The organism is Desulfobotulus sapovorans DSM 2055, from assembly GCF_059569355.1.
Genome location: NZ_JCANVJ010000032.1, coordinates 1 through 21,293, shown reverse-complemented (window position 1 = coordinate 21,293; position 21,293 = coordinate 1). Strand labels below are relative to the sequence as shown.

Here is a 21,293-nt window from a genome sequence, read left to right as displayed (position 1 = left end):
AGTGCAGGATACCTTACTCCCTTTTGCCGGGGAAGTCCGTACCCGGATAAGGAAGATATTCAGAAGCTGTTTTTATCAGATGGCACCGTGCGCATGGAGATGGAAATGACTTTGACAAAAAATGACATTGTGGAAGCGCTTCAGGGACAGTTGGATCTTTCCAGAAGGCGGAGTGTGGAGCTTGTGGAGCTTCTTCTTGAAATCATCAAGAGAAGTCTGGAATCCAGGGATGAGGTTCTGATAAGTGGCTTTGGTAAATTCTGCATCAAAGAAAAGGAAGCAAGGCGGGGCCGCAATCCTGCCACGGGGATGGATATGGTGCTGGATTCGCGGAAGGTGGTTACCTTTAAATGTTCCACGGTTTTGCGGGGCCGCATCAACCGGAACAGTGATGACAGCAACTAAAAAAAGGGAGGATCGAGAGATCCGCCCCTGCAAAATTTTTTCTGATTACCATCTTGCTTCAGCTATCGTTCCCATGCTTCAGCGTGGGAACGATGGGTTCAATGCCGCATGGGCAAAATCTGCGATTGCATGGCTGAGGTAAGGTGGTAATCAAAAAATTTTTTACACCTGTGCAGATCCGTCAGGCGGCCTGCTGTTTTTCTTCATCGGCATCCAGCCAGATGGCTGCCTGCATCCTGGCAAGCCGTTTTTCCTTTTCCGACCAGAGCATGTTGAGCTGCTCCTGAAAGGAAGCCTGAAAGGTTCTGTCGTTGAAATAATCCCCCCGCAGTCCTTCGTGGATGGGCAGGGTACGGATATGGATGCGAATGAGGCGGGTCTTGCCGCAGATGAACTGCCAGAATGTCGGAATCCCCTGGGGATAGGCGATGGTGACATCCACAATCCGGTTCATCTGTTCTCCCATGGCGGACAGTACAAAGGCCGTTCCTGCTGCTTTGGGGCGCAGGAGTCCCTGAAAGCGGCTTTTCTGGCGTTCGTGTTTTGCTTCCGTGAAACGGGTGCCTTCCACAAAATTCATGACAGAAACCGGTGTGGTGCGGAATTTTTCGCAGGCTTTGCGGGTGGCTTCCAGATCCTTGCCTTTTTTGTGGGGATGTTTCAGCAGGTATTCTTTTCGGTAGCGTTTCATGAAAGGAAAATCGAGAGCCCACCAGGCCAGCCCCATAACGGGTACCCATATGAGCTGCTGTTTCAGGAAAAATTTTAAAAAGGGAATTTTTCCGCTGCAAATTTTCTGAAGGGTAAGGATATCCACCCAGCTCTGATGGTTGCACAGTACCAGATACCAGCCTCCGGGGGAGAGGTCATTCCCGCCCCGAACCTCCCACTGTGTGCGATGAAAAAGGGAGAAGATGGCGTTGTTGACACATACCCAGCTGGTGCTGATGGCAATGAGGACACGGGTACAGACGATACGGTTGAACTGCCATGGAATCAGGAGCTTGACCATTGCGATGAGAATCAGGGGGGTGAAATGGATCAGTGTGGAAAGGGCCATGATCCCGATGACAAGACAGCCTTTCAGAGGAGGGGGGATGAGACTGCGCATGGTGTATCCTTTCTTTGGCAGGAATCAGGAAAGGCATTGTTCAGCACGGGACGTGATAACCCTTACGGCATAAACAGTGTTTATAGCAGGGGGCCTCAAAAGAGGTCAAGAATTCCTCTGAAATCATGACATTTTTTTTACATTTTCAGCGGCCTTCCCGTAAATCCTGCCCCGGTATGCGCTATCCGCTTTTCTGACGGACAATCCGTATGACATATTCTTTTCCTCCAGAGCCTTCCACTTCCATCTCCCGGATCATGGCCGTGCTACAGATTTCCTGGAGGGTTGCCTGGGCATGGGAACCGATGATGCGGGTTCCCGGGTAGGCTTTCCCGTTGATCTTGAGAAGGGCAATGGGCTGGCGCTGGCCTGAGTATTTTTCCAGGAGTTCTTTTTCATGGAGCGCCTGATTCCGATCCTGTTCCGCCTGAAGCTGTTCCTCTTCGGCTTCTTTTTTTTCGGTATCCATGGCGTCCTGACGGGTAAAGAAGTCTTCCAGTTTTTTTTCCGCTGCCTGTATGGCTTGTTGCAGTTCTTCCGCCAGTTTTTCCGCCTCTTTGGGGGTGGTTTCCGCAGCCTCCAGATCCCCCCTTAGAATCTGTTGCAGTCTCAGGCCGGAGCGATCCTGGATCTGGGCCATCCGGGTGATTCCCGCAAGAATACTTTTTTCTTCCGCGGCAAGATCCTGGATTTTTTTCTTCTTTTCCGTAACGGTGGCCTCTTTGCCTTGCAGCTTTCTGTCTGCTTCCGCAAGCTTTTGCTCAAAGGGCAGGTCAATGCCGATCTGGAGCAGGGAAGGGGGAGACACTTCCGTTCCGATGGTGTGGGCTTCTATGCCCTGGAAGGCGGCGATGCTGGATCCGATGATCTTGCCCAGGCGAATGTTGCAGCTGCCTGAACAGGCAATGTCCGAGTCAATGATTTCGCCTGTTACCAGCACATTGCCCAGGGTTCTTATCTTGGATTTGTTGATGAAACGTGCCCGGATTTCCCCCTCTCCCCGGATCTCCCCCTCCGTCACGCCTCCTGTGACAACCACATCCCCCTTGGACAGAATCAGGCCGCCGTCCACGGATTCCACCGTCACCTGTCTGGCCTCAACCCGGAATCCTGCGGGGAGCTTGCCCAGGATACGCACCTTTCCTTCGTACTGGATGTGTCCGGTGTCATAGCCCACATCCCCCTTGATGAGGATTTCATCCAGAACAGAAATTTCACCCGATGGACGGAGAATGGGCTGACCACTGATCTTGGCGAAGATTTTTGTGCGGTCTTCGCTGGTGTATACCCCTGTCCCCGGCTTGAATGCCGGATCCTTGACTTCCGGTACCACAAGGAGGTTGCCAAAGACATCCGTCCCGTTTTTTCCCTTGATGGCGGGGGTTTTTTCCCCAAGCAGGCTGGCCTGGGGTACGTGGGGAATGGTGCCCCTTTCCCGGAAGTCGATGCGGCCATCTTCGGAAAGCACGGCACCGCTGGAAAGAAACTCTGAAGGGAAATGGATGAGGACACGCCCCTCTTTTCCCGGTATGGGGGGTTTTCCCTGGGCAATTTTGAAACGGGACTGGCGTACCATGTCAAATTTGATAAAGCCTTCCATGAGACTCGTGTCAATGAGTCCGTAGATCACGTTTTTTTCCCGGAGCCAGGACAGAATCTGTTCGGCTGTGGTGCCCGGTGGGAGGGGGCTCTTTGCCTGGATAAAGGCCTCCATATGATCCTCTGTGATGTAGAGGGTGAGGGCCTTGTCCAGCAGAGGGAACTGACTGGGGATTTCCTGGGAAAATTTCTGGGCCTGCATGGGCTTATCGGCCAGGTCTTCTCTTTTGGCGGGGGAAGATTCCGCTGTCTGGGAAGGGATGGCTTCCGTTTCTCTGGATTTTTCCAGGGCCTTGAGGATGGATTCCTTCTGATTGCGGGTCAGATGGCCTCTTTTGATGAGAATGTCACCAAGATCCATCAGTTTTTCGGTTTTATGGAAGAGCTGCTTCTGAAGGTCAAAGGCCTCATCCACGGCTTCCTTGGAGACCCAGTTGAGGTGCAGGGCGGCAGCGGCAAAGCGTTTTTCATTGCTGCGATGCAGCCACAGCGTACGGGCAATATCCAGTTTTTTAATTTTTTCTTCTGTCATGCCCGGGTGGTTCCGGAGCACCTCCATGACATCCGCCATGGGATTTTTGGCAAGAAGCTCCCGCCACTGTTCCATGAGAAGAGGGATTTCTTCCGGCTGGATCTCCTTGCCATGGAGGGCCAGTTGCAGCAGCAGCGGAGGAGAGGAGGACGGCAGGGTCAGGAGGGCACCGCAATGGGAACAGGGTTCCTGTTTTCCCTGGCGGGATGCAGGAAAGGTGTGTCGGGTATTGCAGGTGTGGCATGTGCAGGAAAGTGGGCTGTTCATGAAGGCTCTCTATTTCTGCATGCAAAAATTGCCTGCCTTGGGGATGTTTTGCTTTTGGGTAAAGGATCGTTGGGTGGTGTCCGATTCTTTAATTTTTTCTTTTCTTATCAGGATTCCTGTTCTTTGTGAATGGGGCCTGTGACAAGAAAGGGAGAAGCGTCAATTCCTTTGGCCTGCATCATGTGAACAATATGGTGCAGACTGGAAAGGATCATGAGCTGTTCCCACTGGGGCAGGGCGGCAAAACAGGTGACAAAGGTTTCCTGAAGAAGGGGCGGGGCGGAATCCAGGAGGTTTTTCCCTTTTTCTGTAATGGAAACAAGGGTGTTTCGTTTATCCCGTATGCCCCGGATGCGGGTGATCAGTTCCTGGCGCTCAAGACGCAGGAGAATTCCCGTGACCGTTGCCTGGCTGAGGCTGATGGCCCGGGCGAGTTCCGTAACGGGGATGTCATTGTGCCGGGCGATTTCCTCAAGAATGATGAGCTGGGGACCTGTCAGGCCATGACTGCGTACCAGCTGATGGGAGTGGAGATCAATGGCCTGGGTAATGCGGCGCAGCGCCACAAGAACTTCCCTGGAGAGATTCCTTGAATCGTTTTCCTTGTCGGACATGGTCAAAAGATCCTGCTGTCTGAAAATTAAGTCAACGCTGTCCGTTCAGTAAACCATACGGGCGATACCGGCGAGCAGGCCCGTAAGAATGAGCAGACTTTCAATCTGAAAGGCCAGTTGGGTATCGCTTGGAATACGGCTCTCGGCTTCGGCGCCGAGCATCCAGATGAGGATGAAGGGGGGGAGAACGAGAAGGAGGGCCGCAGGCCGGAAGACATCCAGAAAAACCAGCATAAACAGTCCCAGACACAGACCCGTGAGCAGGCGGTTCAGCAATCTGTGGCTGGCCTCTTCCCCCAGAAGGATGGGCAGGGTTTCCTTGCCCGCAATGCGATCTCCCTGCATGTCGAGAATGTCAAAAAAGGCGGTGCGGATGAAGAGCAGGATGGCGATAAAGAAAAAGGCCCCCAGGCTGGCCGTATCCAGATATCCCCGGACTCCCAGAGAAGGCAGCAGCACGCAGACCACCCCCCAGGCCAGGGCGATGAGCAGGGTTTTGGAGCCTGGAATTTCCTTCATGCTGCGGATACCGAGGGACGGGAAAAGGGAGGCAGGGAGCCGGGTGCTGTAGAAAACACCGGCAAGGGACATGAAAAGAAGCAGAAGAAAGGGAAGAAGCCCCATATGCAGTGCCGCCCCGAGACCGGCAAGACCCGTGAGACCCGCCAGGATGAAAAAGGGAAGGCGTCTTTTTTCATAGAGCTGTGCCCTTTCCGGGTTGTTGTAGCGGTCTGAGGGAATACCGGTGAGGGTGTTGAAAATCTGCATGGAAAGTATGTAAAAGGCCGCAATGAAAGAATAGTTCATGTTATGGGAAAATCCCTGGAGAACACTGGCCGCATAGGCCAGGGCACCTGCGCCTGAGGCCAGATAGATATTGCTGCTGAGAATGAAACGCTGCATGGCCCTGAGATGGCGGAACCTGCCGTCTGTTTCCGTGGAAAGCTGGTTCAGGGTGCTGACCACCTGGCGCAGCACCCAGTTGGGTGTGGAGGCACCGGCGGTGATACCGATTCTTTTTTTTCCTTCCAGAACCGAAGCCTCAATTTCATCCGCAGACTCAATGTGCAGGCTGGGCGTACCGGCTTCCTCGGCCACTTCGGCCAGTCTCTGGGTATTGCCGGAGTTTTTTCCGCCGAGTACGAGAACCAGATCCACCTCTCTGGCAAGGGCCAGGGTTTCCGCCTGCCGTTTTTCCGTGGAATCACAGATGGTGTCAAAAACCGTGTAATGGGGGGCTGTTCTGCGTACCCATTCCCGCACATTCTCATAAAAACCAATGTTCTGGGTGGTCTGGGCAACGATGATGGCCTTTTCAAAGGGAGGAAGGGCAGACAGTTTTTCAAGGCTGTCAACCACATGCCCGAGATTCCCGGCGTAGCCGAGAAGCCCCTGTACTTCCGGATGATCCTCATCGCCTGCAATGATGACATGGTGGCCGGAGCGTGCATGTTTGCGGATGATGGTCTGTACCTTGATCACCCTGGGACAGGTGGCGTCCATGACCGTAAAGCCTGCCCTTTCAAGCCTTTCCCGGGTATCCGGAGGGACGCCATGGGCACGGATGATGATGCAGCCCTCGCCCTTTTCCGGGATATGGTTCAGGGTGGGAATCCCCTTTTCTTTCAGAATATCCAGTACCTGGGGGTTGTGAATCAGGGGGCCGTAGGTGCAGATGGGGCCTTTGCGCTGGTTGGCGGCGTCAATGGCCATATCCACGGCCCTGCGGACGCCCATGCAGAAGCCTGCGGTTTTTGCGATCTGAATATGCATGACTCTCCAGAGGGTCGAAGGAACAGGGAGAAGGGAATCAGAGTTTTTCCAGTTTTTGAACCAGGGTTTCAAAGGCGTCGGCACTGTCGTAGGGAATTTCCAGCTTTCCCGTATTCCGGTCTCCCCGTATCCGGATCTGTGCTCCCAGAGACTGGGAAAGGCGCAGGGCGGTTTGCCGGTATCCATCGGGCAGAGCCTGGAGACGGGCAGGGGACTCGGCCGGGGGAGCCAGTTTTTTTCTGACCAGCCCCTCACATTCTCTGACGGAAAGTCCCTTTTCCAGAACTTCGCGGAAAGCTTCCAGGAGCAGGGTTTCGTTTTCCAGTGCCAGCAGGGCGCGGCCATGTCCCATGGAAAGGGCACCTTGTTCCAGGGCTTCCTGAACGGGCGCGGGAAGCTGGAGAAGACGGATAAAGTTGGTGATGCTGGAACGGCTTTTCCCCACACACTCGGCGACGGCTTCCTGGGTCATGCTGAATTCCGAGACCAGGCGGTGATAGGCACGGGCCTCTTCCATGGGGCCTAAGGCGTTGCGCTGGATATTTTCCACAATGGAAACCTGGAGCATACGCCGGTCATCCAGATCCCGAAAGATCACGGGCACGGTTTCCAGACCGGCCATACGTGCGGCCCGAACCCTGCGTTCTCCTGCGATGATCTGGTAGTCTTCCCGGATTTTACGCACCAGAACGGGTTGCAGAATGCCTTCTTCCCGGATGGATGCGGCCAGCTCTTCCAGGGCCTTGGGATCAAAGTGGGTACGGGGCTGGAAGGGGTTGGGACTCAGGTCTTTGACGGGAAGGCTCTGGGGGGACTCTCCGGAGCTGATGGCCTGATCCGCCGCTTCAATATCCGGGATGAGGGAGGAAAGTCCCCGGCCCAGGCCGCTTTTTTTACGGTTTTTTTTGGATACATCAGGGTCTGTCATATCGGGGAATTTCCACAGCATGCCGTATACCCGGTGAGGATACGGCGTTTCGGGAGAGAGGGCTTCATGGAGAAGCCATGATTTCCTCTGCCAGTTCCATATAACTCTGGGCACCTTTGGACGCAGGGGCGTAGGTGAAAATAGGCTGTCCGAAACTGGGAGCCTCCCCCAGACGGACATTTCTCGGAATACGGGTTTTAAAAATCAGATCCTTGAAATACTGTTCCGCATCTTCGGCCACCTGGGTGGAAAGGTTGGTACGGCCATCAAACATGGTGAGCAGGATACCGGCAATGCGCAGATCCGTATTCAGTCCTTTTTTGATCCGTTTGACGGTCTGAAGGAGCTGTCCCAGACCTTCAAGGGCATAAAATTCACTCTGAAGGGGAATGAGTACGGTATCTGCGGCGGTAAAGGCGTTCAGGGTAAGAAGGCTCAGGGAAGGAGGACAATCCAGCAGGATATAGTCGTATTTTCCCCTGAGGGGTTCCAGAAGACGGCGCAGGAGGTTTTCCCGGTTTTCCGTTCCCATCATTTCCACTTCAAAACCGATGAGTTCCACCCTGGACGGCAGGATATCCAGCCCTTCAATATCGCAGGAGCAGATAAGATCCAGAACCTCGGCTTCACCGATGAGACCATGGTAGAGGGTCTGTTTCAGGTCGGCCTTGTCCAGACCGATCCCTGTGGTGGCATTGGCCTGGGGGTCACAGTCCACAAGGAGGGCTTTTCTGGCGGAAAGGGCAAGGGCCGCAGCAAGATTGATGGCTGTGGTGGTTTTGCCCACTCCCCCTTTCTGGTTGGCGATGCAGATGATCTGTGTCATAACGGGATGCCTCTAGCATAGTTCCGGTGAATTGAAAAGTTTCAAGGATACCGGGACAGACCCAGGGGGACGGCGGGAAACCGGTACGGGTATGCAACGACCGTTTTGTCCTGCTCTTCCCATGGGCCGCAATCCATGACGGAAAGGACGATTCATGTCCCTTTTACATCGGACTGTCAACCGTGTTTTTTGTATCCTTACTCTGATCTTCTGCCTCTGGAGCTGTCCTTTTCCGGTCTTTTCCCTGACCCTTCAGGAGGAGGAAGAGCTGGCAAAGGACTTTGTCCGTTATATTACGGCCACCCATCGTTTGGTGCGGGATCCCTTTATTACAGACTATGTCCGGGATGTGGGGCGGCGTGTTGTGGACACCCTGGAAAATCCTCCTTTCCCCATGACCTTTGATGTGGTGATTGCACCTTCCTACAATGCCTTTGCAGGGCCTGGCGGTCATATCTATATCCACTCCGGTCTGCTGATGGCCATGGAGGACGAATCGGAGCTGGCCGGTATTCTGGCCCATGAGATTGCCCATGTCAGCTGTCGGCATATTCCCGAGCTGGTGGAGCGTTCCCGCAAGGCCGGGATGGGGGCCCTTGCCGGTGTGGCTGCCGGTATTCTTGCCGCCCTTGGAGGGGCCAGTCCTGATGCGGCTCTGGGGCTGATCGTGGGGAGTCAGGCTGCGGGGCAGTCTGCCATGCTGTCCTACACCCGTGACAATGAACGTCAGGCCGATGAACGGGGGCTGGACTATCTGACAAGAGCCGGATACGGGGGGGAAGGACTTTTGCACATGCTGCGCAAGATCCGGGGGCAGGAGTGGTACAGCAGTGATGATGTACCCGTTTATCTGAGAACCCATCCGGGTACGGAAGAGCGTGTGGCTTTTGTGGCGTCCTGGCTGGAATCCCGAAAAAAGACCCTTACCCGCACCCCGGAGGCGGATCCTTCGGACAGGGAACGTTTTCACAGGGTCAGAATGCGTTTGCAGGGGCGCTACGGGGATGTGGAAAGATCCCTTCAGGATCTGCGTCAGATTCTGGCCCGGAATCCCGAAGAGGATACGGCGCGCCATGCCCTGGCCCTGGTGCTGATCCGGCGCGGAGACGGGGATGCGGCTCTGGAAGCCATGGAAGCCGTTGCCCGGAAATCTCCCATGGATCCCCTTGTGATGGCGGATCTGGGCCGTATCCGCTACAGAGTCGGGCAGCTGGAATCGGCCATCGTGCTTCTGGAAAGCATGGCTCCGGAAACGGGGGATCCGGAGGTATTTTTTGATCTGGGTCAGGCGCTGGCCAGCCAGGGGCGGGACAGGGATGCGGTGCGGGTGTTCAACCAGACCATGGAGATGGCACCTGAACTGGTGGGTGCCCGTTACGCAGCAGGTCAGGCCCTGGGACGTCTGGGGGAAGAGGGACTGGCCCACTACCATCTGGGGCGCTATCATGAGGCCCTCCGGGACTATGTCAATGCGGATTTTCATTATGGCCGCTGCCTCATCCTGCTTTCCGAAGAGACTGCGGAAAGGCAGGATGCAGGGAAACGGCGGGAAGAAATGCGCAGGGAAATCCGGAAAAAGGCCGCTGAAAAAGGATCGTGACAGGCACGGTCTGTGGCTTCAGATGGCGTCAAAATGGGAGAAGACCATGGTATAGTTGCCCCGCCCCTGGGTGGCGGAGCGAAGATCCGTGGAATAACCGAACATCTTTTTCAGGGGAACCACAGCCTGGATTTCCTGGATGCCGGATTTGGGGTTGATTCCCTCGATTTTCCCCCCCCTGCTGTTGATATCTCCGATCACGTCCCCCATATGCGAATCCGGTACAAAAATTTCCACATTCATGATGGGCTCCAGCAGGAGGGCCGACCCCTGCATCATCGCCTGACGGCAGGCCATGGATCCGGCAACGGTAAAGGCCAGTTCCGTATCGCTGCCCTCCCGGATTTCGGCATCCACAAGAATGGCTTCCAGGTCCGTCACAGGGTACCCCATCTGGGGGCCTGCTCCAAAACCTTCCCGAACTCCCTTTTCGATGGCCTGAATGAGCTGGGGCCGAAGACGGTCTTCTCCAAGACGGGAGCTGAAGCGGTTCCCCGTTCCCCTTTCCAGGGGACGGAGCAGCAGTACCACCTTCGCGTAATGGCGGTTGCCTGCAAGATCCCGTTCAAAGACCCCTTCTCCCCTGGAATCATGGGAAAGGGTTTCCCTGTGCACCACCTGGGGACGGCCTACGTTGACCTGGGTGTTGAATTCCCGGGACATTCTGCTGACAATGACTTCCAGATGCAGCTCTCCCATACCCGAAAGGATGGTCTGTCCCGTGTCCGGATCCTGCTTCATGCGCAGGGTGGGATCTTCATCGAGAAGTTTGGCCGTTACCTGTTCCAGCTTTTCCTGATCCGCATGGGTTTTGGGTTCGATGGCAAGGGAGATGACCGGTTCATAGATGTCAATACGTTCCAGCATGATGGGATGCTCGGTACGGCAGAGGGTATCCCCTGTGGCCGAATCTTTCAGCCCCACAAGTCCCACAAGACTTCCCGGGCCTGCGGCCTCAATACGCTGTTTTTTATTGGCGTGCATGAGCAGGATACGGGAGACCCTTTCCTTTCGGTTCAGGGTGGGGTTGAAAACCTCATCCCCTTCCTTGATCTTTCCGGAATAGATACGGGCATAGACCAGCTTACGGCCTTCGGGCATGGCTACCTTGAAGATCAGGGCGGAAAGGGGTTCTGCGGATTTCGGGGCAAAGGCGATTTTTTGCTCCGTACCGGGGATGACCCCTTCCATGGGCGGAATGTCCGCAGGGCTGGGCAGGTAGGCGGCAATGGCGTCCAGAAGGAGCTGAATCCCTTTGTTTTTCAGGGCGGAACCGCAGAGGACGGGGATGACCTTCAGGCCAATGGTGGCCTTGCGCAGAGCCATTTCAATTTCCGTTTCGGAAATCTCCTCTTCTCCGAGGTATTTTTCCATGAGGAGGTCATCGGTTTCCACCACGGCTTCCAGCATGCGTTCGCGGGCTTCTTTCGCGTCCTCCAGAAAGTCTTCGGGGATATCCATGGTGGTATAGACGGTTCCGGAGGAGGCCTCATCCCATACCACAGCCTGCATGCGGATCAGGTCAATTACACCGGAGAAACGGTCTTCCGAGCCCATGGGCAGGGCTACGGGAATGGGGTTGGCCCCCAGTTTTTCCCGCATCTGGCGGATGACTCCGTTAAAATCCGCACCAATGCGATCCATCTTGTTCACAAAGGCAATTTTGGGAACATGGTATTTGTCTGCCTGACGCCACACGGTTTCACTCTGGGGCTGCACCCCGCCAACGGCGCAGAAAACGCCGATGGCACCGTCCAGAACCCGGAGGGAGCGTTCCACTTCTATGGTGAAATCCACATGCCCTGGCGTGTCGATGACCTGGATGCGGCTTTCCTTCCAGTCGCAGGTGGTGACGGCACTGGTAATGGTGATGCCCCGTTCCTGTTCATCGGGCATCCAGTCCATGACGGCTTCCCCGTCATGCACTTCTCCGATTTTGTGAGAACGTCCCGTATAAAAGAGAATACGTTCAGTGACGGTGGTTTTGCCCGCATCAATGTGGGCCATGATACCGATGTTACGGATCTGGGAAAGTTTTATCTGGGTCATCGTACAATCATCATATTGGCGGTAAGGGGATGCCGGATATCGATATGGCCTGCCAGGGTGTCCTGCTCCTGGCCGGCAATAAGGATTTTCACCCTTCGGATTTCCGGTACGTTAAGGACAAGGGAATTCACCAGTGCATAGATGGTGTGCAGCTCCGCATGGCTGCCTCCGGGATGGTTTTCCCGTATGGCGGGATCCAGGTCGAGAACGGCCATATCTCCATCCATATAAAGAGCCAGCAGGGCCGTTCCTCCGGGAAGGGGAGTGATCCCCTCTCCGGCCGGGCCTGCGGCAAGACTCTCGAAAATGATATGCGCCCTTTCTTCCGGGCTGCCTTTGAGTACCATCTTCCGGGTTTCCGCCGAAAGATACTCTTCTGTGGCGTCGCTGAAATACAGATAAATTTCTTCCCGTTCCCCATCGGGTTTTACCGCAGAGAGGGGTGTGGGGGTAGGGGAGGAAACAAGCGGGCCGGATCCGGAAAACCACATTCCCGCCCAGAAGCCAAGGGCAAGTAGAACGCTGCCGATGACAAGGACGGAAATGGGAGGAAATTTCATGATCTCTCCATAAAAATATGGAAGGGGGTGGATGGGATAAGAACCGTTCTCTGAGCCGGGAACGCAAACATCCAAAGATACGGTGAAGCGTCCCTGCTGTCAACAGCCCCACTCCCTAGCGGATATTTTTGTACCCGGGGAAAATGTCAGGAAAAAAATATGGGGCTGAAACGTTGTATTTTCCGGGCAGACATGCTTACATGCCGCTACTTTCATAAAAAAAATCAGATAAACTTTAAGGGTATGGATAAAAAAAGATTTCGTTCTTGATCTTTTGTCTGTTAAGGGATGCGGATGGACGGGTGGAAAACCTGAATTCAGACACTGTGTAAGGATGCATATGGCCGGAAGAGCCTGAACATATCTGCTGGGGAGGCAGGTATGGAGGCGGGGACTTCCGGGAAACAGAGACCATGGGGCGGGGACCATGCGACAGGGACAGAGTTGTGAAACACCTTCCATAAGGTGTGGCGAGTGGGAGCAGATGCTGCGGCTTTTTATCCAGCCGGATAATGATGCCGACAGAACCAAGCTTGTAAGCTACATGGAACAGATCCTCTTTGGCTTGCAGGATTTTCTGCACAAGCATGTGGGGGTGACCGAGGAAATCGGTCTGAAGGAGCTGGCCCAGGGATACATGGACAGCACCATCTGTTTTAATCCTGAAAAAAAACTGCCTGAAGTCATCTCGGATATCATAGACCGCATTGCGCCTCAGGCCGTGAATGTGTCTTCTCCGTATTTTGTGGGGCACATGACCTCCGCCATTCCCTTTTTCATGGTGCTGTTCAAGGCCATTGTGGCGGCCCTCAATCAGAACGTGGTCAAACTGGAAACCTCCAAGGTGGTTTCCGTACTGGAACGTCAGGTGATTGCCAAGCTGCATCGTCTGATCTACGGTTTTGACCCCTCGTTTTATGATGTCCATGTGCAGAGTACGGAAGCCACCCTCGGGGTGTTTACGGAGGGCGGGACAACGGCAAACCTCACCGCTCTCTGGGTGGCGAGAAACAGGCTTCTCGGGCCGAAGGACGGGTTTGACGGCGTGGAAGCCGAAGGGCTTGCGGAGGCCTATCGTGCCCATGGAGTGGAACGCTGCGTGATTCTTGTTTCCCGGAGGGGGCATTACTCCCTGCGCAAGGCTGTGGGGGTTCTCGGGCTGGGGAACCGCAGCCTGGTCACCATTGATGTGGACGGGGAAAACCGTATCTGTCTGCCAGCCCTGCGCCGTAAAATTGCCGAATACAAGGCCGATCCCAAAACCCGCATTCTGGCCGTTGTGGGGATTGCAGGGGCTACGGAGACAGGCACGGTGGATCCTTTGCGCAGAATGGGGGAAATTTGCCGGGAGGCGGATATCTATTTCCATGTGGATGCGGCCTGGGGAGGCCCCACCCTGATGAGTGACCGTTACCGCCACCTTCTGGATGGGATCGAACTGGCGGATTCTGTCACCATTGACGGGCATAAGCAGTTTTACATGCCCATGACCTGCGGTATGGTCTATTTCCGCAATCCCCTCTACCTGGATGCCATCAGTTACCATGCCAATTATATCATCCGGAGGGGTTCCGTGGATCTCGGTATCAAGACCCTTTCCGGAACACGGGAGGCCAATTCCCTGGTGCTGGATTCTTCCCTCAAGGTCATGGGGCGCAAGGGCTATGGGATGCTCATCGATCATGGCATCGGCTTGGCCCGCAAACTGGCCGAGGAAATCCGGCGCCGTGATTTTTTCCAGCTTGTGACCGCTCCGGAGCTGAATATTCTCACCTATCGTTTCTGTCCAACGTCCCTGAAGGAGGCCCTGCTGCGTTCTTCCGGAGCAGAGCGGCGGGTTTTGAATGAAAAATTGAATGATATCAATATTACCATACAGCGTGTGCAGCGGGAGGCCGGAAAAAGTTTTGTATCGCGAACCGCCATTGACAAGGGGGTTCCCGGCGGAGGAGAAACCGTTGTGCTGCGCGTGGTTCTCATGAATCCCCTGACCACCCTGGCCATTTTGAAGGAGATTTTGGACGAGCAGGAAGCCATCTACCGGGACTACTACGGAGATCTGGATCTGGGGCTGGATTCGTTCTGAAGGATGACACACAGGCCGTGAATCCAAAGGCCTTGAATCTAAAGGGCTTAAATCTGAAGGCCTTGAATTGACAGCGCCTCCTGCATTGGGTACAAGGGGCAGGGTATCAAAACGGATCGCCGTTTTCGGCTACCCGTTTTTTTATGGATAAAAACAGCCGTATTCAGGTTTTCCTTCCTCAGCAAGGTGATACGTATTTCATGAAAAATATAAGAAACTTCAGCATCATTGCCCACATTGACCACGGTAAATCCACCCTTTCGGATCGTCTTATCCAGGCATCGGGGATTATTGCAGACCGGGATTTTCACGATCAGATTCTCGATTCCATGGATATTGAGCGGGAGCGGGGTATCACCATCAAAAGTCAGACCGTCTGCCTGCCCTATAAGGCAAAGGACGGAAAGACCTATTCCCTGAATCTGATTGATACGCCGGGGCATGTGGATTTCACCTATGAGGTGTCCCGTGCCCTGGCCTCCTGTGAAGGGGCGCTTCTTCTTGTGGATGCCACCCAGGGCGTGGAGGCCCAGACTCTGGCCAACCTCTATCTGGCCATGGAGCACAATCTCACCATCATCCCCGTCATCAACAAGATTGATCTTCCCAGCGCCAATGTGGAATGGGCGAAAGAGCAGATTGCAGACGATCTGGGCCTGGATCCTTACGTTGCTGTCCTGACCTCGGCCAAGGAAGGGATCGGTATCGATGAACTGCTGGAGGCCATTGTCACCCAGCTTCCCCCGCCTTCAGGGGATGCGGATGCGCCTTTGAAGGCCATGATCTTTGACTCCCACTATGATCCCTATCGGGGAACAGTGGTACATCTGCGCATTGTGGATGGTGCGCTCAGAGCCGGAGATGAAATCCGTTTCATGAGCAATGGCGCGGTGTACAAGGTGGAAGAGGTGGGGCTTTTTCAGATTGTACGCAACCCCCAGAAAGTGCTTGCCGCAGGTCAGGTAGGCTATATGATTGCGGGTATCAAGACCGTAAGCGACACCCGCTGCGGGGATACGGTGACCCTCCATAAAAAACCCTGCGAGAAGGCCTTTGGAGGCTTCAATGAGGCCAAGCCCGTGGTGTTTTCCTCCATCTATCCCGTGGCTTCCGATGATTATGAGGAACTGGCCATTGCCATTGAAAAGCTGAAACTCAATGATGCGGCCCTTATGTATGAAAAGGACAGTTCCGCAGCCCTGGGCTTCGGATTCCGCTGCGGCTTTCTTGGTATGCTGCATCTGGAAGTGGTGCAGGAGCGCCTGGAACGGGAATTTGATCTTTCCCTCATCATCACGGCCCCTTCCGTAAGCTATCAGGTGGAGCTGATGGACGGTAGCCAGGAGGTGGTGGACAACCCTGCCCTGTATCCGGATCCCACCCTGATCAAGGCCGTGAAGGAACCCTTCATCAAGGCCAACATCATTGTGCCCGACCGTTATATGGGGGCTGTGATGAAGCTCTGCATGGAACGCCGGGGCATCAACCGGAATTACCAGTATCTCACCTCAAGCCGTCTGGAGATGATCTTTGAACTTCCCCTGGGCGAGGTGGTTTATGATTTTTATGACAAGCTCAAAAGCATCACCCAGGGTTACGGTTCCTTTGACTATGAGATGCTGGAGTACCGGGAGACCAACCTTGTGAAGGTGGATATTCTGGTCAACGCGGAAAAGGTGGATGCCCTGGCCCAATTGGTGCACAAGGACAAGGCCGAATCCAGGGGCCGTATGGCCTGCGAGCGGCTCCGGGAGGAGATTCCGCGCCAGCAGTTCAAGATTCCCATTCAGGCCGCCATCGGCGGCAAGATCATTGCCCGGGAGACCATCTCCGCCTTCCGCAAGGACGTAACGGCCAAGTGTTACGGCGGGGACATCAGCCGCAAACGCAAACTTCTGGAAAAGCAGAAGAAGGGCAAGAAGCGGATGAAGATGGTCGGTCAGGTGGAAATTCCCCAGGCGGCCTTCCTTGCGGTTCTCAAGACAGGCGATTAGGGGCTGCTTCTCAAAAGACTTGCCAAAAGCCCCTTCTTCATATAGGGGCTTTTTTGTTTGGATTCAGGATACTTGTTTTCTGGTCAAAAGGTCTGACCCTTTGACCGTTGTGAATGGATCGTCGTAAAACACAGTGAAGGAGATTCAGGGTATGAAGAGGATGATTGTTGGACTTTTTTGTTTGTTGGCGCTGGCCGTAACGGCCCATGCCGATGATTCCTGGAGCCGGGTGCAGCAGGCGGGCAAGCTGGTCATCGGTCTGGATGATGCCTTTGCTCCCATGGGGTATCGTCTGGAGGACGGCACCTTGGTGGGCTTTGATATTGATGCCGCAGAAGCCCTTGGAAAACGGCTGGGCATTGCCATTGAATGGCATCCCACGGCCTGGGACGGGGTGATTCACTCCCTGAACTCCGGAAAATTTGATTGCATCTGGAATGGCATGACCATCACCGAAGCCCGTGCAGAGCAGGTGAATTTCACCGAGCCATATATTATGGATGGTCAGGTGGTGGTGGTGCGTTTCAATGAGACCCGTTTTGCCTCCTATAAAGATATCGGAGGGATGGCGATCGGTGTTCAGAAGGGTTCCAGTGCCCTCAATGCTGTGACCAAGCTGCCCCATGCCCCCAAGGAGGTGCGGGAATATGTGGACAATCCCAAAGCACTCCTGGATCTTGAAAGCGGTCGTCTGGATGCGGTGATCATTGACAATGTGGTGGGCCGGGACGCCATTTCCAAGCGTATTGGCAAGTACAAGACCCTCAAGGGCTTTATCACCAAAGAACCCTTTGGGGTTGCTTTCCGCAAGGCGGACGTGAGCCTGCGCAACAGGGTACAGGCGGAACTGGACGCCATGGCAGCCGATGGCTCCTTTGGAAAAATTTCCGAAAAGTGGTTCGGTGAAAATATTGTGGATAAGGCGGCATGGTAGTTTTTGGGAAAAAAAGCTGTCTGCCCCGTTGTTTTTTCTGATTTGTCCGCCCGACGCCCGCATGGATTGCCTGCGGGCGTCGGTGTTTTAAGGAGAAGCATGATACGTTTTTACGTTCCGATCCTCCTGGTTTTCGGGTTTCTGGTTTCATCCGGAACCCTCCATGCCGATACGGCCCGTATTTTTCGGGAGGCGGATAACCTCATGGTCACGGGTGAACTGCTGGAAGCTGCGGATCAGCTCTCCCGTATTGCCCCGCCGTCTCAGGGGGGGGGGCTTGCGGCCTTTGTCCGCAGCCGTATGCAGATGGCCCGCATCTTCCATGCCCTGGGAGACTATGAGGGATCCATGGCCGCCTGCCGGGAAATTCTCATCCCCTATCCCCAGAATGTGGAAGCGGCCAATTTTCTGCGTTCCCTGGAAAGGGAGAGGCTGCCCGCCTACCGTCTTTTTATGAAGGATGCCTGGCTTTTTCTGCCAGCCCTGCTCAAGGGGGCTGTCATGACCCTGACCCTGGTGGTCTTCACCATGCTGGTGTCTCCCCTGGGAGGACTGCTCATTGCACTGGGCCGTATCAGCCGGATTCCGCTGCTTTCCGGTTTCTGCTGGTTCATTATCTGGTTTTTCCGGGGTACGCCGCTTTTGCTTCAGCTTTTTTTCATCTATTACGGCCTGCCCAGTCTGGGGATTACCCTCAAACCCATGACCGCAGCCCTGCTGGGTCTTGGAATTAACTATTCGGCCTATCTTGCGGAAATTATCCGGGGAGGCATTGAGAGCATTGATCATGGTCAGATGGAAGCGGCCAAGGCCATCGGTATGAGCTATGGGCAGGCTATGCGGCGGGTGATCATTCCCCAGACCTATAAGCGTCTGATTCCGCCTGTGGGGAATGAGTTCATCGCCCTTATCAAGGATACGGCCCTGGTATCCACCATCGCCATGGTGGAGCTGATGCGATCGGCGGATCAGATGTTCAACGCCTATTTCAATATCAATGTTCTGATTCTGGCGGCCTGCATCTATCTGCTGTTTACCACGGTCTTTACCTTCTGCTTTGAGAGCCTTGAAAGGCGGGTGGGTGTGTATGAAAAACGGTGAACATGCGGTGCTGGAATTGCGGGGCATTGTGAAGCGTTACGGCAGTCTTACGGCAGTGAAGCATGTCAGTCTTGCCGTGGCTCCCGGGGAAAAGGTGGTGATTATCGGGCCTTCTGGATCGGGAAAATCTACCCTGCTGCGCAGTGTGAACATGCTGGAGCAGATTGACGAGGGACATATTATTTTTGAGGGGCAGGATGTGGGCTATGTCACCCGCAAGGGGAAGCGGGTACCCGATACTCCCAGGAATATCTGCCGACTGCGTTCGGAAATCGGCATGGTGTTCCAGCATTTCCATCTGTTTCCCCATATGACCGTTCTGGGCAATGTCATGGAAGGGCCGGTGACGGTCAAGGGGATGGAAAAAGATGCGGCGCGGGAGCTGGCCTGTATCATGCTGGAAAAGGTGGGGCTGTCCGATAAGCGGGATGTGTTTCCCGCTACCCTCTCCGGTGGCCAGAAGCAGCGTGTGGCCATTGCACGGGCCCTTGCCATGCAGCCCAAGATGATGCTCTTTGATGAGCCGACATCGGCCCTTGACCCGGAACTGGTGGGTGAGGTTTTTGATACCATCCGGGCTCTGGCAAAGGAGGGGATGACCATGATTATTGTGACCCATCAGATGGGGTTTGCGCGGGAAATTGCCGACAGGGTGATTTTTATGGAAAAGGGTGTTTTTGTGGACAGCGGAAAACCCGGAGATTTTTTCGGAACCTGTCAGGAAAACGACCGGATCTCCGCCTTTTTGTCCCGCTGCCTTTAAAGCAGAGGGCGGCAGCGTACCGGATGGGGGGTGTCCGCAGTCCTTGCGGCATCCCTTTTTTTTATGGGGCAGTCCCATATTCCGGCGAGGTAACGATGGTTGCCGTATGGAAGTATGGAGATAAAAAAAAGCACCGGATATTTCTATCCGATGCTTTATTTTTTTTGTGGTGCCCAAGGGCGGAATCGAACCACCGACACGAGGATTTTCAGTCCTCTGCTCTACCGACTGAGCTACTTGGGCGCTCAAGACGAAGCCTTTGTAAGGAAAATGGCTTTTTGTGTCAAGATATTTTTATGCACAGAAATAAAAAGTTATGCATTTTTATGGAACACTCTTTTTCATGAACCGGTTTTTGAGGCTTAACATACTGGCATTCATCCTAAAACAAGGGTGGCTCCCCTTGTTTGTGCGAAAGGCTCCACGGGCCATTTTTATTCTCCGGAAAGGGGCGGCTCCGCTGTTTGGGCGGAAAAGGGCAGGGCCGGGGGAAGGGAAAGATCCCCATACCGGAACTGTAACAGGGCACTCCCCGCAAGGATGGCCGTAGGGGCTTTTAAAATGCGCGGGCCCAGCCCCAGAATCTGATAGCCTGCCCTGCGGAAGGCCAGCACTTCTTCCTCTTCAAAACCGCCTTCCGGCCCGAAGACGGCACGGATGCGGGCAGGCAGGGTTTCCTGACCGGGCCAGACACTGGTCTGGGTACTTTCCCAGAAGAGGACGCGCATCTCTTGCTCCTCTTCTGCGGGCAGGAGAGGGGCGAGGCTGGTGTGGAAAAGAATTTCCGGTACATGACCGGCACCACATTGCTTCAGGGCTTCACTGGCAAGGCGATGCCATCTTTCCAGTCTGGCGCTCACCTTGCCCGGGGTGAGAACGGGGACACTGCGTTTTGCCGGGAAGATGCGTATGGTCTGTACCCCGAGTTCACAGAGAGGACGGATCAGATCGTCAATTTTTTTTTCTTTCAAAAGGGCCATGGCAATGTCGAGGTGAACGGGCGGGGCGGGAATACGGCGGTTCAGACCGCAGAGTTCAAGGTGAACGCCACAGCTGTCCATGGCTGTAATCTCGGCGTCATACTCTCTGCCCTTGCCGTCAAAGAGCAGGATTTTTTCACCCGGCTGCATACGGAGAACCCTGCGCACATGGATGGCATCCTGGCCGCTGAGAACGAGGGATGAAACGGGAGGATCGGGCATGGAAAAGGGAATGCGGGGCATGGTTTGGCTCCTTGTCTGTGTATTTTACCATGGAAGACGGGTTCTTTTGTTCTTCGGGAAAGGGCGGGTGCCTTTCTTGACAGATTTTTTGTCATATGGAATATTGTAATCACTGTTTTTAACTGTTAAAGCATGTTGTCTTGACTTCCGGATGTGAGAAATATTTTTTTAAAAATCATGACAGCCTTTTTGTATCGGTTGCATGCGGTTTTTAAAAGCTGTGAATACACGGAATGTGGAACTTTATGATTTGCCAGAGTAGGGTGTGTTTCCCGGCACTTTTGAGTATACAATGCCAATCTGTTCAATCATGCAAGCGGAGAAACGATGATGGAAAAGCCTGAAAGGATGGCTGGCTCCTCCCGAAACGATGGATTGACCGATGATCTGGATCTTTCCGATCTTGCCGAGAACCTTCAGACAGCAATGCATCAAGGGGATCTTCGCAGCGCAGTGGACAATGAAAGTGCACCGGAATCCGGTCTGAAAACAGGAGCGGTACCGGGACAGACAGGTGGTATTCCAGGGGAAGAGGAAGATTTCATTGATCTGGATGATATCCTGTTTGGAACACCCGCAAAAGAAGTGGTGGAAGTGCTTTCTGTTCCTGAATCCCTTGTGGAGCAGGAGGAGACACTGGCCCTGGATCCCGAAGACTGGGTTGAAGAGCAGGATCTGAATGTGGAGGATGTTCCGGATTTTTCTGCGTTGTCTCTGGATGAAAAGCTGGCGTCTCCGGTAAAAGGAGATTCCGGTTTTGGTTTCCGGGAAGAGGCGGGGCTTGAGCTTCTGGATGTAGGTGATTTTCTGGATGAAGAAGAGACACCTGCTGTTGCGGTATCTGCCCGGCTTGAGGAAAGCGCTCTGGATCTGGGGACGGCAGCGGATTTTCTGGATGAGACGGAAGCCCCGCTTCCTGCCCTGGAAG

The 21,293-nt window shown here is 54.4% G+C and carries 17 protein-coding genes and 1 tRNA gene; 8 read left to right on the top strand and 10 right to left on the bottom strand.

Annotated elements, in window-relative coordinates; genetic code table 11:
- The first annotated feature begins 105 nt into the window (after positions 1–105).
- On the top strand, positions 106–405 hold the full coding sequence (locus BR04_RS15640) for an integration host factor subunit alpha (RefSeq protein ID WP_496356960.1): 300 nt from the start codon (positions 106–108) through the stop codon (positions 403–405).
- A 181-nt stretch (positions 406–586) separates the two neighbouring features.
- On the opposite strand, the gene yihG is transcribed toward BR04_RS15640, so the two are convergent.
- From yihG to BR04_RS15610, 6 genes are all read right to left on the bottom strand, one after another.
- Complete coding sequence (yihG, locus tag BR04_RS15635; protein ID WP_496356959.1) at positions 587–1,516, bottom strand: 1-acylglycerol-3-phosphate O-acyltransferase, YihG family; 930 nt, start codon at positions 1,514–1,516, stop codon at positions 587–589.
- 181 nt (positions 1,517–1,697) lie between these two features.
- Positions 1,698–3,914, bottom strand: coding sequence for a flagellar assembly protein A (locus BR04_RS15630; protein ID WP_496356958.1), 2,217 nt, complete (start codon positions 3,912–3,914; stop codon positions 1,698–1,700).
- A 107-nt stretch (positions 3,915–4,021) separates the two neighbouring features.
- Positions 4,022–4,528, bottom strand: coding sequence for a MarR family winged helix-turn-helix transcriptional regulator (locus BR04_RS15625; protein ID WP_496356957.1), 507 nt, complete (start codon positions 4,526–4,528; stop codon positions 4,022–4,024).
- Between the two features lie 45 nt (positions 4,529–4,573).
- Positions 4,574–6,301: a 4-hydroxy-3-methylbut-2-enyl diphosphate reductase gene (gene ispH, locus BR04_RS15620; protein WP_496356956.1), complete on the bottom strand. Its 1,728-nt coding sequence runs from the start codon at positions 6,299–6,301 to the stop codon at positions 4,574–4,576.
- 37 nt (positions 6,302–6,338) lie between these two features.
- Entirely contained in the window at positions 6,339–7,229 is an 891-nt protein-coding gene (locus BR04_RS15615; RefSeq protein ID WP_496356955.1) for a ParB/RepB/Spo0J family partition protein, read from the bottom strand.
- A 64-nt stretch (positions 7,230–7,293) separates the two neighbouring features.
- On the bottom strand, positions 7,294–8,055 hold the full coding sequence (locus BR04_RS15610) for a ParA family protein (RefSeq protein WP_496356954.1): 762 nt from the start codon (positions 8,053–8,055) through the stop codon (positions 7,294–7,296).
- 154 nt (positions 8,056–8,209) lie between these two features.
- Between BR04_RS15610 and BR04_RS15605 the strand changes: the two genes are divergently transcribed.
- A complete protein-coding gene (locus BR04_RS15605) occupies positions 8,210–9,655 on the top strand; it encodes a M48 family metalloprotease (RefSeq protein ID WP_496356953.1) in 1,446 nt (481 codons plus the stop codon).
- Between the two features lie 18 nt (positions 9,656–9,673).
- Here the strand turns inward: BR04_RS15605 and fusA are convergent, their stop codons facing one another.
- Both fusA and BR04_RS15595 read right to left on the bottom strand, forming a co-directional pair.
- A complete protein-coding gene (fusA, locus tag BR04_RS15600; RefSeq protein ID WP_496356952.1) occupies positions 9,674–11,704 on the bottom strand; it encodes an elongation factor G in 2,031 nt (676 codons plus the stop codon).
- Complete coding sequence (locus BR04_RS15595; RefSeq protein ID WP_496356951.1) at positions 11,701–12,264, bottom strand: GerMN domain-containing protein; 564 nt, start codon at positions 12,262–12,264, stop codon at positions 11,701–11,703. Before BR04_RS15595 ends, fusA begins: the two co-directional genes overlap by 4 nt.
- Positions 12,265–12,691: 427 nt before the next feature.
- Between BR04_RS15595 and panP the strand changes: the two genes are divergently transcribed.
- The 5 genes from panP to BR04_RS15570 all read left to right on the top strand — a co-directional run bounded on the left by panP (position 12,692) and on the right by BR04_RS15570 (position 19,142).
- Positions 12,692–14,350, top strand: a complete 1,659-nt coding sequence (gene panP, locus BR04_RS15590; RefSeq protein ID WP_496356950.1) for a pyridoxal-dependent aspartate 1-decarboxylase PanP — start codon at positions 12,692–12,694, stop codon at positions 14,348–14,350.
- 200 nt (positions 14,351–14,550) lie between these two features.
- Positions 14,551–16,344, top strand: coding sequence for a translation elongation factor 4 (lepA, locus tag BR04_RS15585; RefSeq protein WP_496356949.1), 1,794 nt, complete (start codon positions 14,551–14,553; stop codon positions 16,342–16,344).
- A gap of 151 nt (positions 16,345–16,495) precedes the next feature.
- Positions 16,496–17,278 carry an amino acid ABC transporter substrate-binding protein gene (locus BR04_RS15580; protein ID WP_496356948.1) on the top strand — a complete coding sequence of 261 codons (783 nt, stop codon included), beginning with the start codon at positions 16,496–16,498 and terminating at the stop codon, positions 17,276–17,278.
- Between the two features lie 99 nt (positions 17,279–17,377).
- Complete coding sequence (locus BR04_RS15575; RefSeq protein ID WP_496356947.1) at positions 17,378–18,379, top strand: amino acid ABC transporter permease; 1,002 nt, start codon at positions 17,378–17,380, stop codon at positions 18,377–18,379.
- Positions 18,366–19,142, top strand: coding sequence for an amino acid ABC transporter ATP-binding protein (locus BR04_RS15570; protein WP_496356946.1), 777 nt, complete (start codon positions 18,366–18,368; stop codon positions 19,140–19,142). The genes BR04_RS15575 and BR04_RS15570 overlap by 14 nt, the downstream gene beginning before the upstream one ends.
- Positions 19,143–19,309: 167 nt before the next feature.
- Here BR04_RS15570 and BR04_RS15565 read toward each other — a convergent pair.
- Positions 19,310–19,385: transfer RNA gene (locus tag BR04_RS15565), tRNA-Phe, on the bottom strand.
- A gap of 191 nt (positions 19,386–19,576) precedes the next feature.
- Entirely contained in the window at positions 19,577–20,365 is a 789-nt protein-coding gene (locus BR04_RS15560; protein ID WP_496356945.1) for an RsmE family RNA methyltransferase, read from the bottom strand.
- 327 nt (positions 20,366–20,692) lie between these two features.
- Between BR04_RS15560 and BR04_RS15555 the strand changes: the two genes are divergently transcribed.
- A partial coding sequence (locus BR04_RS15555) for a hypothetical protein (RefSeq protein WP_496356944.1) occupies positions 20,693–21,293 on the top strand: 601 nt, incomplete at its 3' end.